The organism is Actinoplanes sp. NPDC024001 (assembly GCF_040638955.1).
Lineage (GTDB): Bacteria > Actinomycetota > Actinomycetes > Mycobacteriales > Micromonosporaceae > Actinoplanes.
The window spans coordinates 1-14,104 of sequence record NZ_JBEZZB010000219.1; the positions used below are offsets into that span (position 1 = coordinate 1).

The window sequence follows — 14,104 nt, forward strand, 5'->3', positions numbered from 1 at the left end:
ACCGCTTCGGCGGTGGGGTCGCGCATCTCGTCGACGATCTGGCCGTCGGTGAGGAAGATGACCCGGTCGGCGTAGCACCGCGATGTCGGCGGCCCCGGGCGTCGCGGCGGCCGGGGCCAGGCCGGTGGACTGGACCGGGCTCGCTCAGCTGTCCGGCGGTGCTGTGCTGGTGGTGCTCGGCGGCACCCTGCTGGACCGGCCCGCCGGCGTGGCCTGGCCGGCAGCCGCGGTGCTCGCCGTCGGCGTGCTGCTGCTCGCCTCCTTCGTGCGCCGGGCCCGGCGTATCGCCGATCCGCTCGTCGACCTCGGGCTGCTCGCCCACCGGCCGTTCCGGGCCGGCCTGGGCGTCCTGGTCACCTTCGGCGCGGCCTACTTCGGGTCGATGGCGGTGCTGCCGCTCTACGTGCAGGGTGTCCGGGGCGACAGCGCCGGCCTGGTGGGCGTCCTCACCCTGCCGTCAGCGATAGCGGTCGGCGTGGTCGCCCAGGTCGCCACCCGCCTGGTCGACCGCATCCCACCGCGGCGCATCATGCTGACCGGCACGACCCTCGCCCTGCTCGGCGCGGCCGGCCTGGCCGTCACCACCGTGACCGAAGCCGGCTATCCGTGGATCATCACGGCGGCGGTGCTGCTCAGCGCCGGATCAGGCGCCACGATCATGCCGACCATGACGGTGGCGCTCCGCGACCTGACCAACGACGAAACCCCGCGCGGCACCACCCTGCTGGCCCTCTCCCAGCAGCTGGCCGCCGCCCTGGGCGGCGCCGCCGTCGCGCTCACCCTGAGCGCCTTGATCACCGCCCGATTGCGGGGCGGGGGAGTGGCCGAGATGCTCGCCCTGGACCCGGCTGCCCGCCAGGCCGCTCGTTCCAGCCTGGCCGTCGCGGTCGGTTGCGGCTACCTCCTCCCGGTGGCGCTGCTCGCCTTGAGCACCCTGCTGGCCGCCCGCTCCCTGAACCCGGACAGCTCGCGCACCCCCACCGAAGCAGCCACCCGCTGAGCAGGGGAGTGTCCGTTCAACGGCGTAACCCGCTTGGCTGCCCGTCAGCGCCATCTCAGGCCGGCCAACCCAACTCCCGGCCGCAGCCGGATGAACCGGCTGGCGGTCAGTGTCGTCTGGGGTGGGCCGAGGGAGCTCTCGGGTGCAGCTGGGTGGATTGGCTGGCGGTCAGTGTCGTCTGGGGTGGGCCGAGGGAGCTCTCGGGTGCAGCTGGGTGGATTGGCTGGCGGTCAGTGTCGTGCGGGGTGGGCCGAGGCGGCTCTCCGGTGCAGCCGGGTGGACTGGCTGACGGTCAGTGTCGTCCGGGGTGGTCCGGCGCGGCTCTCCGGTGCAGCTGGGTGGATTGGCTGGCGGTCAGTGTTGGGGCGGGGCGGGCGGCGTAGCTCCCGGGCACAGCCGGGAGGACCGGCTGGCCGCCAGGGCTGTTTGCACGCTAGACATCACTCAGGGGCAGCCGGCCGCGATCGGCATGAAGGGCAAGGGTGGGCTTGAGCCCGGCGGTTGCGCTGCGGCCTGGACGGCCTGGCCGGCCGCGGGGTAGCCACGGGCGGTGTAGCGGGACGGGCGTGGCCGCCCGTACCGAAAAGGAAGCGTGCCGGGAAAGCGAAAGGCCGCACCCGGAAGCGGGTGCGGCCTTTGCGGGGATGCTGCGATCAGCCCTTGACGCTGCCTGCCAGGAGGCCGCGGACGAAGTAACGCTGGAGCAGCAGGAACACCGTGACCGGCACGATGATCGAGACGAAGGCGCCGGCGGAGAGCAGGTGCCAGGCCGTGCCGCGGGTGCCGCTGAGGTTGGACAGCTGGACCGTGAGCGGGGAGATCTCCGGCGAGCCGGCGAAGGTCAGCGAGACCAGCAGGTCGTTCCACACCCAGAGGAACTGGAAGATGCCGAAGGCGGCGAGCGCGGGGGTGAGCAGGGGAAGCAGCACCCGGAAGAAGATCGCCACGTGACCGGCGCCGTCCATGCGGGCGGCTTCGATCAGGCTCGACGGCACCTCTTTGATGAAGTTGTGCAGGATGTAGATCGCCAGGGGGAGGGCGAACGCCGAGTGCGACAGCCACAGCGTCCAGAAGGTGTTGGCGATGCCCATGTCGACGTAGAGCGTCAGCAGGGGGATCAGCGTCACCTGGATCGGCACGATCTGCAACGCGAAGATCGCGATGAACAGGAAGTTCTTGCCGGGGAACTTCATCCAGGCGAACGCGTACGCCGCGAGCGACGCCAGGCAGAGCGGGATGATCACTGCCGGCAGCGTGATGACGATCGAGTTCAGGAAGAAGTCCGCCAGGTTGATGGCCTCCGGGTCGAAGACCGACTGGTAGTTCTCCAGCGTGAACGTCGGGTCGGAGAACCAGGTCCACCAGCCGGTCGTCTTGATCGCCCGCTCCGGCCGGAACGAGGAGATCAGCAGACCGAACGTCGGCAGCGTCCAGAGCACCGCGATGACGATCGCGACGAGCGAGGCCCACGGCGAGGTGAGCTTCTTCTTCGCCTTCGCCGCGGTGGACTCCTTCTTGTCCACGGCGACGGGGGGCGTGGTGGTGAGGGGAGTTGCGGTGGTCATCACGCCTCCGAACGGCGAAGCTGCCGGATGTTGTACACGACGATCGGGATCACGAGGACGAACAGCACGACCGCGAGCGCGGCACCGAGGCCCTGGTTGGCGCTGCGGAAGCTCTGGCTGTAGAACTCGTTGGCGATCACGCTCGTGTTGAACCGGCCACCGGTCATCGTCTGCACGATGTCGAAGACCTTGAGCGTGCCGATCGCGATGGTGGTCAGCACGACGATCACCGCCGGGCGGATCGCGGGCAGCGTGACGAAGCGGAACATGCCCCACGGTCCGACGCCGTCGAGGCGGGCAGCTTCGATGATGTCGTCCGGGATCGCCTTGATGGCCGCCGACAGCACGGTCATCGCGAAGCCGGCCTGGATCCAGATCATCACGGCGATCAGCAGGAACGTGTTCAACGGCGAGTCGATCAGCAGCTGGACCGGCTTGCCGCCGAGCCAGACGATGACCTGGTTGATCAGGCCGATCTGCTTCACGTTGCCCTGGTCGGGGCGGTACTCGTACATGAACTTCCAGATCACCGACGCCGCGACGAACGAGATCGACATGGGCAGGAAGATCAGCGCCTTGGCGAACGCCTCACCCCGGGCCTTGTCGACCAGGATCGCGTAGAGCATGCCCACCGCGGTCGCCAGGAACGGCGTGAGCAGCACCCAGAACGCGGTGTTGCGGAGCACGACCAGCTGCTCCGAGTCGGTGAAGATGGTCTTGTAGTTGTCGATCCCGATGAAAGCGTCACCTGCGGCGTTGAAGAACGACTCGTAGATGGTGCGAATACCGGGGTAGAGGAGCCCCACGCTGAGCATCAGCAGGACCGGGGCGAGGTAGAGGTACGCGACCGTGCGGTCGCGTTTGCCGGCGAACCGGCCGGCGATGAACAGGATCAAGCCGACCACTGCGGCGAACAGCAGGATCGCCGCGAACATCTGGACGAGCTTGTCGGTGGTGGTGGAGGCGGTGGTGAACACGCGACCCGTTCCTCCTAGTGCGGAGTCCCAGCAAGAAGACTAGTGAAAGGCAAAGACGGCCGAACTGCTAGGGGCCGGTCGGGCATCCCCGACCGGCCCCGCGGTGGTACTCAGTGCATTACTGCGGCCAAGCCTTCTCGATGTTGTCCAGGGTCGTCTTGGTGTCCTGCCCGCTGGCGATCCAGGCCGTGGTCTGCTTCCAGAACGCGTTCGAGCCGACCGCGCCCGGCATCAGGTCCGAGGCGTCGAAGCGGAACGTCGCGTTCGGGTCGAGCAGGATCGTCGCCGACAGCTTGTCGATCGGGTTCTTCAGGTTGTTCGGGTCGAGGCCCTTGTTGGCGCTGACCCAGCCCGACGACAGCTTCGCCTTGGTGTTGGCCCAGACGTCGCTGGACAGGTAGGTCTGGAACGCCTTGACCTCGGGACGGTCCGCGAACGCCAGCACGAACTCGCCGCCACCCAGGACCGGCTTGCTGGTGGCGTCCTTGCCCGGCAGGTAGAAGGCGAAGACGTCACCGTCCTCGGCGACCTTGGTGTCCTTGTCGAAGTTCGCCGCGTAGAACGACGCCTGGCGGTGCAGCGAGCACGTGCCCTCCAGGATCGGCAGGCCGGCGTCCTGGAACGTGGTGCTGGCGATGCTCTTGACGTCGCCGAGGCCGCCGTTCACGTACTTGTCGTTCTTCAGGTAGGCGCCGACGGCGTCGAGGGCCGCGGTGGCCTCCGGGCCGTTGAACGGGGTCTCGTGCTTGACCCACTTGTCGTAGCTCTCCGGCCCGTTGAGGCGGAGCCAGAAGTCTTCCATCCAGTCGGTGAGCGGCCAGCCGGTCGCCTCACCGCTGCTGATGCCGGCGCACCACGGCTTCTTGCCGTCGGTCACCATCTTGTCCGTCAGCGTCTTGAGCTCGTCCAGCGTGGTGGGAACCGCGTAGCCGCTGTCCTTGAACTCCTGCGGCGAGTACCACACCAGGGACTTGACGTTGGCACCGAGCGGCGCGGCGTAGAACTTGCCGTCGACCGTTCCGTACGTCTTCCAGTCGGCGCCGAAGTGCTTGTCGACGTTCGCCGCGGTCTCGGCGGGGGCCTCGACGGCCTTGCCGGTGGCGACGAGCTGCTGGAGCAGACCCGGCTGGGGCACGAACGCGAGGTCCGGCGGGTTGCCGGCCTTGGCCCGGACCAGGATCTGGGTCTCGAAGGCCTTGTCGCCCTCGTACTTCACCGTGACGCCGGTGCACTGCTCGAAAGGCTTGTAGGACTCCTTGTGCGGAGTGTCCTCCGGAGTCACGATGCCCGTGTAGATCGTAACCGTCTTGCCAGTCAGGTCACCGAACGCCTTGTACGGCGCGCAGTCGATGGCCGACGCCTCGTTGTCGGTGGACCCGCCCTCCGAGTCACCGTCTCCGCCGCAAGCGGTCAGGCTGAAAGCAAGCCCGACGCTGAGGGCACCGGCGAGCGCGACCCGGGATCGCGAACTCCCACGTTGACCGAACATACCGCTCCCTATGTCATATAGCGCCTCCGACGTCTTGACGACGTCGCCGTCCGAAGCGCTTCTTGACCAACAGTCAAGAGGTAACCAGCAAGTTGCGCAATGATTTCGCCGTGATCGAGTCGGTAACGATATCGCTGCGACACCTTCGCACCTTAACCGGTTAAGAAGATTGGCGAAAGAGGCACCGGGCCTCGCCCCGTTATACCCCTTTTTCACGCTGTTCGCCGGGCAGACGGCGAACAGTGAGTCGGTTTTGTTAACCTTCGGCGGAAGCTGCTTCTGGCGGTAACTCGCGCATCAGGCGGAACACCAGCAAAAAGGAACCGCCGTGGTGGCCAGAGGCCACCACGGCGGTCGAAGCGGGGGTACGGTCAGCGCGCCACGGCGAGGTAGCGGTAACCCATGCGCCGCATCCGCTCGGCGTCCAGGACGTGCCGGCCGTCCAGCACCACCGGCGTGCGCATCAGCCCGACGAACTTGGACCAGTCCAGCTCCAGGTACTGCGCCCACTCGGTGACCAGCACGACGGCGTCGCAGTCGGCGAAGACGTCGTCGATCGTCTCGCTCAGGTACGGCGCGAGCTCCGGCTGCTCGACGCGGAAGCGCTCGGTCGCCACCGGGTCGTGCAGCTTCACCCGGGCGCCGCGGGCCAGCAGCGAGTTGGCGATGTCCAGCGCCGGCGCGTCGCGCAGGTCGTCGGTGTTCGGCTTGAACGCCAGGCCGAGCAGGCCGATCTTGCGGCCCTTCAGGATGCGCAGCTCGTCCTGCAGCCGCTCCACGGCGATCGCGCGCTGCCGCTGGTTGACGTCGCGGGCCGCTTTCACGATCGGCATCTCGAGGTTGTACTCGGCGGCGGTGGCGATCAGCGCCTTGGTGTCCTTGCCGAAGCAGGAGCCGCCCCAGCCCACGCCGGACTGCAGGAACCGGGAGCCGATCCGCTGGTCCAGGCCCATGCCGCGGGTGACCTCGGTGATCTCGGCGCCCACCTTGGCGGCGAGCTGGCCGATCTCGTTCGCGTAGCTGATCTTCAGGGCCAGGAAGGCGTTCGCCGCGTACTTGATCAGCTCGGCCGAGGCGAGGTCGGTGGAGACCAGCGGCACGGCGCTGACGTCCTCCGGCCGCGGCAGGAAGGTCGGCGGCGTGAAGGTCTGGTTGATGATCGGCCGGTAGAGGCGGTTGAGCACCTCGAGGCTGCGCGGGTTGTCCGAGCCGATGACGATCCGGTCCGGGAAGAGGGTGTCCGCGATGGCGTTGCCCTCCCGCAGGAACTCGGGGTTGGAGGCGACCGCGAACTCGGTGCCCTCGGGGCGGTCGTCGCGCTGGGCGAAGGAGTCGCGCAGGATGGCGTCGACCCAGTTGCCGCTGCCGATCGGCACGGTCGACTTGTTCACCACCACGGTGAAGTCGTGGTCCAGCGCGTGCGCCACGCTCTCCGCCGCGCTGCGCAGGTAACGCAGGTCGGGGCTGCCGTCCTCGGCGGACGGGGTCTGCACGGCCACGAAGACCACGTCGGCGCCGGGGACCGCTTCCGCGTACGAGGTGGTGAACGTCAGGTTGGACGTCGCCTCGGCGAGCAGTTCCTCCATGCCCGGCTCGTAGATCGGACAGCGCCCGGCCCGCAGCATGTCGACCTTGGCCTGGTCGAGGTCGACACAGGTCACCTCGTGGCCCAGGAAGGCGAGGCTGACGCCGGTGGTCAGACCGACGTAGCCGGTTCCGACAACGCAAACCTTCATGCAATCTCCTCCACCGATACGCGGGCCTCGGTTACGCCACGTACCGGCGAGCGCGGCCTGCCGGCCCCTGCCCGGGCCGGCCGGACGACGTCCCGGTGACGTCGGCCAGCGTGTTCCGCCGAATGATACACAGGCGATTTCCCGGCTCTTTGTCCATGGATGCCCCCTTTCCGACGGAGCCCTCCAGTGAGCGCGAAACCCCGCCGGCCCATTGTTGCTCTCCGTGACAACGCCATCGTCGCGATGTCAACGCGAAGTTTCCGGCTCTTGACATCGGCATGACGGGGACCGACGCTTCTGGGAGCGCTCCCACATGAATGGTCGTCGATGGAAGGCTCCTCTATGCGAAGGTCCCCCGGCGGTGCGCTGGTCGCCGCCCTGGTCGTGGCCGCGACCGCGGTGGCGGTCGTCTCCGGGCCGCACCCGGCCACCGCCGCCGCGGCCGAGCCCTACACCTGGAAGAACGTGCGCATCGACGGCGGTGGTTTCGTCCCGGGCATCGTGTTCAACCCGGGGGAGAAGGACCTCGTCTACGCCCGGACCGACATCGGCGGGGCCTACCGGTGGAACCAGTCCGCACAGTCCTGGACGCCGCTGCTCGACTGGGTCGGCCAGGACGACTGGGGCCACAACGGGGTGCTCAGCATCGCCCCCGACCCGGTCGCCACCAACCGGGTCTACGCCGCCGTCGGGATGTACACCAACAGCTGGGACCCGAACAACGGCGCCATCCTGCGCTCCACCGACCGGGGGAACACCTGGCAGCGGACCGCGCTGCCGTTCAAGGTCGGCGGCAACATGCCGGGCCGCGGCATGGGGGAGCGCCTCGCCGTCGACCCGCGCAACAACCGGAACGTCTATTTCGCCGCCGAGGGCGGAAACGGGCTCTGGCGCAGCACCGACTACGGAGCGAGCTGGGCGAAGGTCGGCAATTTCCCCAACGCCGGCAACTACGTGCAGGACCCGAACGACGCCAACGGCTATCTGAACCAGAACCAGGGGCTGACCTGGGTGACCTTCGACCCGGCGTCACCGGCGGTCTACGTCGGCGTGGCGGACAAGGAGAACCCGGTCTACCGCTCGCTCGACTCCGGCGCCACCTGGGAGCGGATCCCCGGCCAGCCCACCGGCTATCTCGCCCACAAGGGCGTCGTGCAGGGCAAATACCTGTTCATCGCGACCAGCGACACCGGCGGGCCGTACGACGGCACCGCCGGCCAGGTCGCCCGCCTGGACACCACCACCGGCACCTGGACCGACATCTCGCCCACCCCGGTCGCCGACCGCTACTACGGCTACTCCGGCCTCACCGTGGACGCGCAGAAACCCGGCACCCTGATGGTCGCCACCCAGATCTCCTGGTTCCCGGACGCGATCTTCTTCCGCAGCACCGACTACGGCGCCACCTGGACCCGGATCTGGGACTGGAACGGCTACCCCAGCCGTACCAAGCGCTACACCATGGACATCTCCGCCAACCCGTGGCTGGACTTCAACGGCAACCCCACCCCGCCGGAGGAGGCCCCGAAGCTCGGCTGGATGAACGAGTCGCTGGCCATCGACCCGTTCGACTCCGACCGGCTGCTCTACGGCACCGGCGCCACCGTCTACGGCACCACCCAGCTGACCAACTGGGACCGGAACACCACGTTCACCATCCGGCCGTTCGCCAAGGGCCTGGAGGAGACCGCGGTCCAGGACCTGGCCAGCCCGCCCACCGGCGCGCCGCTGGTCAGCGCCCTCTACGACGTCGGCGGCTTCCACCACGCCGACCTGGACACGGTGCCGGCGAGCTTCCACGACAGCCCGAACCTGGGCAGCAACACCGGCCTGGACTTCGCCGAGCTCAACCCGCAGTTCTTCGTCCGGGTCGGCAACAACGCGGCGGCCCCGCACATCGGCGTCTCCAACGACGGCGGCAAGAACTGGTACCAGGGCCAGGAACCGTCCGGCGTGACCGGCGGCGGCACCGTGGCGGTCGGCGCCGACGCCACCGCGGTGGTCTGGTCCCCGGCCGGCACCGGCGTGCACTACTCCACCACGCGCGGCAGCTCGTGGACCGCTTCGGCCGGCCTGCCCGCCGGCGCGAAGGTCGAGTCCGACCGGGTCGACCCGAAGACCTTCTACGCCTACGCCGCGGGCAGGTTCTACACCAGCACCGACGGCGGGGCGAGCTTCACCGCGTCAGCCGCCGCGATGCCCGCCGAGGGGCGCGTCAATCTGAAGGCGGTGCCCGGCGCCGCCGGTGAGGTGTGGCTCGCGGGCGAGACCGGCCTGCTGCGCTCCACCGACTCGGGCCGGACCTTCACCGCGGTCGGCGGCGTCACCGAGGGCATCAACGTGGCCTTCGGCAAGGCCGCGCCGGGCGCGACCCGCCCGGCGGTCTTCCTCGTGGGCACGGCCGGCGGTGTCACCGGCGTCTTCCGGTCCGACGACACCGGCGCGAGCTGGGTGCGGATCAACGACGGCCAGCATCAGTACGGGAACGCGGGCGACGCCCTGGCCGGGGATCCGCGGATCTGGGGCCGGGTGTATCTGGGCACCAACGGCCGCGGAATCCTGTACGCCGACCGTGCCGGCGGCCCCGTCTCCCCGTCGCCGTCCGTCTCGGTCTCCCCGTCGGTCTCGGTCTCGCCGTCGGCTTCCGCCTCGCCGTCGGCTTCCGTCTCGCCGAGCATGACCATGCCGACCATCGCCTGCACCGCCACCTACCGCGTGACCGGCGACTGGGGCGGCGGCTTCCAGGGCGAGGTGACCGTCAGGAACATCGGCACGGTCAGCACCAAGGCCTGGAAGGTGACCTGGGCCTTCACCGCCGGGCAGACCGTCACCCAGAGCTGGGGCGGCACCGCCACCCAGGCCGGCACCGCCGTGACCGTCGTCAACGCCGGTTACAACGGCACCCTCTCGTCCGGGGCCTCCACCACCTTCGGATTCCTCGGCGGCACCACCGGCACCACCAATCCCGTTCCGTTCCCGATCACCTGTTCCGCGACCCCGTAACACCCCCGTCCCCGCGGCCCGGCCGGTGACGTCGCCCGACGCGTACGTCACCGGTCCGGCGGAAAGGAACACCGTGAGAAGACCATTCCGACCGGGCTCACCTGCAGCCCACCGCCTGCGACGCAGGCTGGCCGTCACCGGCGTCGCCGTCCTCGGCGCCGGCGCGGTCCTCGCAGCCGGCGCCCCGGCCTATGCCGCGGCCGGCTGCACCGTCGTGTACAAGGTGCAGAGCCAGTGGCCCGGTGGCTTCACCGGCGACATCCAGATCAAGAACACCGGTGACCCGCTGACCAGCTGGAAGCTGGAGTTCGACTTCCCGGACGCCGGGCAGAAGGCGGGCCAGGGCTGGAGCGGCGTCTACAGCCAGAGCGGCCAGCACGTCACCGTGAACAACGCCGCCTGGAACGGCAGCCTGGGCACGAACGCCACCGTCGGAACCGGCTTCAACGGCACGTTCGGCTCGGCCAACCCGGTGCCCACCGCCTTCACCCTGAACGGGACGGCCTGCAACCAGACCGCGAACGCGCCCACGGTGCAGATCACCAGCCCGGCCGCGAACACCCGCTACACCGCCCCGGCGTCCATCCCGATCGCGGCGACCGCCACCGCGGCCGGCGGGCAGACGATCAGCCGGGTCGAGTTCTACCACGACGGCCTGCTGCTGGGCAGCGACACCACCGCGCCGTACGCGTACACCTGGGACGGGGTGCCGGCCCAGGCCGCGGCCTACCACGTGCAGGCCGTGGCCTTCGACAACGCCGGCCTGAAGAGCAGCACGGCCGACGTGCCGGTCTTCGTCGACGCGGCGACCACCCCGTCGATCGTCGCCAATGCCACCTCGGTGGCGCTCGCCCCCGGCAAGAGCGGGCAGTGGCAGCTGAAGCTGAGCAAGGCGCCGGCCGCGAACGTCAGCGTCGCGGTGGCCCGCACCGCCGGGACCACGGCGGTCACCGCCACCCCGGCCACGCTCACCTTCACCCCGGCGAACTGGAACACCGCGCAGAACGTGACCGTCGCGGCTGCCACCTCGGCGACCGTGGGCGCCACCGCCACCGTCGCTGCCACCGCGACCGGCCACACCGCGGCCCAGCTCGGCGTGACGGTGATCGAGGAGGGCGCGGTGGACGCCCGGTTCACCCAGCTCTACAACGACCTGAAGAACCCGGCCAACGGGTACTTCAGCCCGGAGGGCGTGCCCTACCACTCGATCGAGACGCTGATCAACGAGGCGCCCGACCACGGCCACGAGACCACCAGTGAGGCGTTCAGCTACTGGCTCTGGCTGGAGGCCGAGCACGGTCAGATCAGCGGCGACTGGGCGCCGTTCAACCACGCCTGGGCGACGATGGAGAAGTACATCATCCCGTCGCACGCCGACCAGCCCACCAACGCCAACTACAACCCCGCCAAGCCGGCGACCTACGCGGCCGAGTACCCGCAGCCGTCGCAGTACCCGTCGCAGCTCGACCAGGGTGTGTCGGTCGGCACGGACCCGCTGGCCGCGGAGCTGAAGGCGGCGTACGGCACCGACGACATCTACGGCATGCACTGGCTGCTCGACGTCGACAACACCTACGGCTTCGGGCACTGCGGTGACGGGACCACCCGGGTCGCGTACATCAACACCTTCCAGCGCGGCCCGCAGGAGTCGGTGTTCGAGACCGTGCCGCAGCCGTCCTGCGACACGTTCGCGCACGGCGGCCCGAACGGTTACCTCGACCTGTTCACCAAGGACGCGTCGTACGCCAAGCAGTGGAAGTACACCAACGCGCCGGACGCGGACGCCCGCGCGGTGCAGGCGGCGTACTGGGCGCACACCTGGGCGACCCAGCAGGGCAAGGCCTCGCAGATCTCCGACGCCGTGGCCAAGGCCGCCAAGATGGGTGACTACCTGCGGTACTCGTTCTACGACAAGTACTTCAAGCAGCCCGGTTGCGCGTCGACCAGCTGCCCGGCGGGCACCGGCAAGAACGCCTCCAGCAACCTGATGTCCTGGTACTACGCCTGGGGCGGCGCGTACGACACCAGCGCCGGCTGGGCGTGGCGGATCGGTTCCAGCACCAGCCACTTCGGCTACCAGAACCCGATGGCCGCGTACATCCTGTCCAACGTCAGCGCCTTCACCCCGAAGTCGCCGACCGCGAAGGCCGACTGGCAGGCCAGCCTGGACCGGCAGCTCGAGTTCTACCAGTGGCTGCAGTCCGCCGACGGCGCCATCGCCGGCGGTGCCACCAACAGCTGGAACGGCAACTACTCGGCGCGGCCGGCCGGCACGCCGACCTTCTACGGCCTGGCGTACGTCGAGGCCCCGGTCTACGCCGACCCGCCGTCCAACCGCTGGTTCGGCATGCAGACCTGGTCGCTGGAGCGGCTCGCCGAGCTGTACTACGTGACCGGCAACGCCAAGGCCAAGGCGGTGCTCGACAAGTGGGTGCCGTGGGCGCTCGCGAACACCACCATCGAGGCGGACAGCTTCTCCATCCCCGCCGAGATGGAGTGGTCGGGCGCCCCGGCCACGTGGAACCCCACCAACCCGCAGCCGAACACCAACCTGCGCGTCCGGGTCACCGCCCACGGTCAGGACCTCGGCATCGCCGGCTCGTTCGCCAAGCTGCTGACCTACTACGCGGCCAAGTCCGGCAACGCTGAGGCCAAGACGGCGGCCAAGGGGCTGCTCGACGCGATCTGGGCGTACAAGGACGACAAGGGCGTGTCGGTGACCGAGACCCGCGCCGACTACAACCGGATGGACGACGCCTACAACGCCTCCACCGGCCAGGGCATCTACATCCCGCAGGGCTGGCGCGGCGAGATGCCGAACGGCGACGTCATCCAGCCGGGCGTGTCGTTCCTCGACATCCGCTCCTTCTACCGCAGCGACCCGGACTTCCCGAAGGTCGACGCCTACCTCAAGGGCGGAGCCGCGCCCACCTTCAACTACCACCGGTTCTGGGCCCAGGTCGACGTCGCCACCGGCTACGCCGACTACGCCCGGCTCTTCCCCCAGGGGTGACACAGATGAGATTCGTACGCATGGCTGCCGTGGCCCTGTTCGCTGCGGCAGCCGGGATCCTGGCCCTGCCCTCGACCCCCGCTGCCGCGCACGGCGCCATCCAGGTGCCGGGCGGCCGGACCTGGTTCTGCTACCAGGACGGCCGTAACCCGCAGACCGGCGCCATCGAGCCGAAGAACCCGGCCTGTGCCGCGGCGGTGGCGCAGAGCGGTGTCAGCTCGCTCTACAACTGGTTCGCCGTGCTCCGCTCGGACGGCGCCGGCCGGGTCAACGGGTTCCTCCCGGACGGTCAGCTGTGCAGCGGCGGGACCGGTGGGCCCTACAACTTCACCGGGTTCAACCTGGCCCGCACCGACTGGCCGAAGACCCACCTGACGGCCGGGGCGAACATCAACGTCAAGTACAACAACTGGGCCAAGCACCCGGGCACCTTCTCGTTGTACATCACCAAGGACGGCTACGACCCGACCCGGCCGCTGCGGTGGACCGACCTGGAGCCGACGCCGTTCGACCAGGTGACCAACCCGCCGTCGAACGGTGGGCCGGGCACCGACGACGGGCACTACTACTGGACCGCCCGGCTGCCCGCCGGCAAGACCGGCAACCACCTGATCTACTCGGTCTGGTCCCGCTCGGACAGCACGGAGACCTTCTACAACTGCTCGGACGTGGTCTTCGACGGCGGTAACGGCGAGGTCACCGGCATCGGCACCGGCGGCACCCAGTCGCCCAGCCCGCAGCCGTCGAGCCCGCAGCCGTCCAGCCCCGCGCCGAGCTCGCCGGGTCCCAACCCGGGCACCGGGAGCTGCACCGCGATGTACTCGGTGAAGTCCACCTGGTCCGGCGGCTTCCAGGGTGAGGTGATGGTCCACGCCGGCGCCACAGCGGTGAACGGCTGGAAGATCTCCTGGACGTTCCCGGGCAGCCAGACGCTGGCCCAGGTGTGGAGCGCCAAGGGAACCAGCAGCGGCTCGCTCGTCAACGTGACGAACGAGTCCTGGAACTCGTCGGTCCCGGCCAACGGCCACGTGACCTTCGGATTCCTGGCCTCCGGGTCGGCGGCGGCACAGGTCAACAACCTGACCTGCACGACCGGCTGACCGGCCGGCCTCCGGCGGTGTGGCGCGAGGTCACACCGCCGGGGGCCGGTACCCCGCGGGACGGCTTGACGCCGGCTCCGGGGGGAACTTACGTTATCGCCATAAACTGGAAAAAATCTCTCGTCAACCACGGGTCGGGCGTCACCCGGCGCGCCCTGCTGTTCGGCGGCGTCGGCGGCGCCCTGCTCGCCGCCACCCCCGGCGCAGCCGGCCAGCGCGCC

9 protein-coding genes are annotated in these 14,104 nt (G+C 69.3%); 5 read left to right on the forward strand and 4 right to left on the reverse strand.

Going from position 1 to position 14,104, the window contains the following annotated elements:
- Nucleotides 1–82: 82 nt before the first annotated feature.
- Nucleotides 83–1,000: an MFS transporter gene (locus tag AB0F81_RS46105; protein ID WP_360209857.1), complete on the forward strand. Its 918-nt coding sequence runs from the start codon at nucleotides 83–85 to the stop codon at nucleotides 998–1,000.
- Nucleotides 1,001–1,653: 653 nt separating this feature from the next.
- Here the strand turns inward: AB0F81_RS46105 and AB0F81_RS46110 are convergent.
- The 4 genes from AB0F81_RS46110 to AB0F81_RS46125 all read right to left on the reverse strand — a co-directional run bounded on the left by AB0F81_RS46110 (nucleotide 1,654) and on the right by AB0F81_RS46125 (nucleotide 6,767).
- Nucleotides 1,654–2,565: a carbohydrate ABC transporter permease gene (locus AB0F81_RS46110; RefSeq protein WP_360209859.1), complete on the reverse strand. Its 912-nt coding sequence runs from the start codon at nucleotides 2,563–2,565 to the stop codon at nucleotides 1,654–1,656.
- On the reverse strand, nucleotides 2,565–3,500 hold the full coding sequence (locus tag AB0F81_RS46115) for a sugar ABC transporter permease (RefSeq protein WP_360209869.1): 936 nt from the start codon (nucleotides 3,498–3,500) through the stop codon (nucleotides 2,565–2,567). The genes AB0F81_RS46110 and AB0F81_RS46115 overlap by 1 nt, the downstream gene beginning before the upstream one ends.
- Before the next feature lie 160 nt (nucleotides 3,501–3,660).
- On the reverse strand, nucleotides 3,661–5,031 hold the full coding sequence (locus AB0F81_RS46120) for an ABC transporter substrate-binding protein (protein WP_360209861.1): 1,371 nt from the start codon (nucleotides 5,029–5,031) through the stop codon (nucleotides 3,661–3,663).
- Between the two features lie 371 nt (nucleotides 5,032–5,402).
- On the reverse strand, nucleotides 5,403–6,767 hold the full coding sequence (locus tag AB0F81_RS46125; RefSeq protein WP_360209863.1) for a UDP-glucose/GDP-mannose dehydrogenase family protein: 1,365 nt from the start codon (nucleotides 6,765–6,767) through the stop codon (nucleotides 5,403–5,405).
- Nucleotides 6,768–7,109: 342 nt separating this feature from the next.
- Between AB0F81_RS46125 and AB0F81_RS46130 the strand changes: the two genes are divergently transcribed.
- From AB0F81_RS46130 to AB0F81_RS46145, 4 genes are all read left to right on the forward strand, one after another.
- On the forward strand, nucleotides 7,110–9,770 hold the full coding sequence (locus AB0F81_RS46130) for a cellulose binding domain-containing protein (RefSeq protein ID WP_360209865.1): 2,661 nt from the start codon (nucleotides 7,110–7,112) through the stop codon (nucleotides 9,768–9,770).
- Nucleotides 9,771–9,897: 127 nt separating this feature from the next.
- Nucleotides 9,898–12,783 (forward strand): glycoside hydrolase family 48 protein, encoded by a 2,886-nt coding sequence (locus AB0F81_RS46135; protein ID WP_360209871.1) that lies wholly within the window; start codon nucleotides 9,898–9,900, stop codon nucleotides 12,781–12,783.
- Between the two features lie 20 nt (nucleotides 12,784–12,803).
- Nucleotides 12,804–13,883, forward strand: a complete 1,080-nt coding sequence (locus AB0F81_RS46140; protein ID WP_360209873.1) for a lytic polysaccharide monooxygenase — start codon at nucleotides 12,804–12,806, stop codon at nucleotides 13,881–13,883.
- Nucleotides 13,884–13,900: 17 nt separating this feature from the next.
- Nucleotides 13,901–14,104 (forward strand): hypothetical protein (locus AB0F81_RS46145; RefSeq protein ID WP_360209867.1); only part of this gene is annotated, 204 nt, incomplete at its 3' end.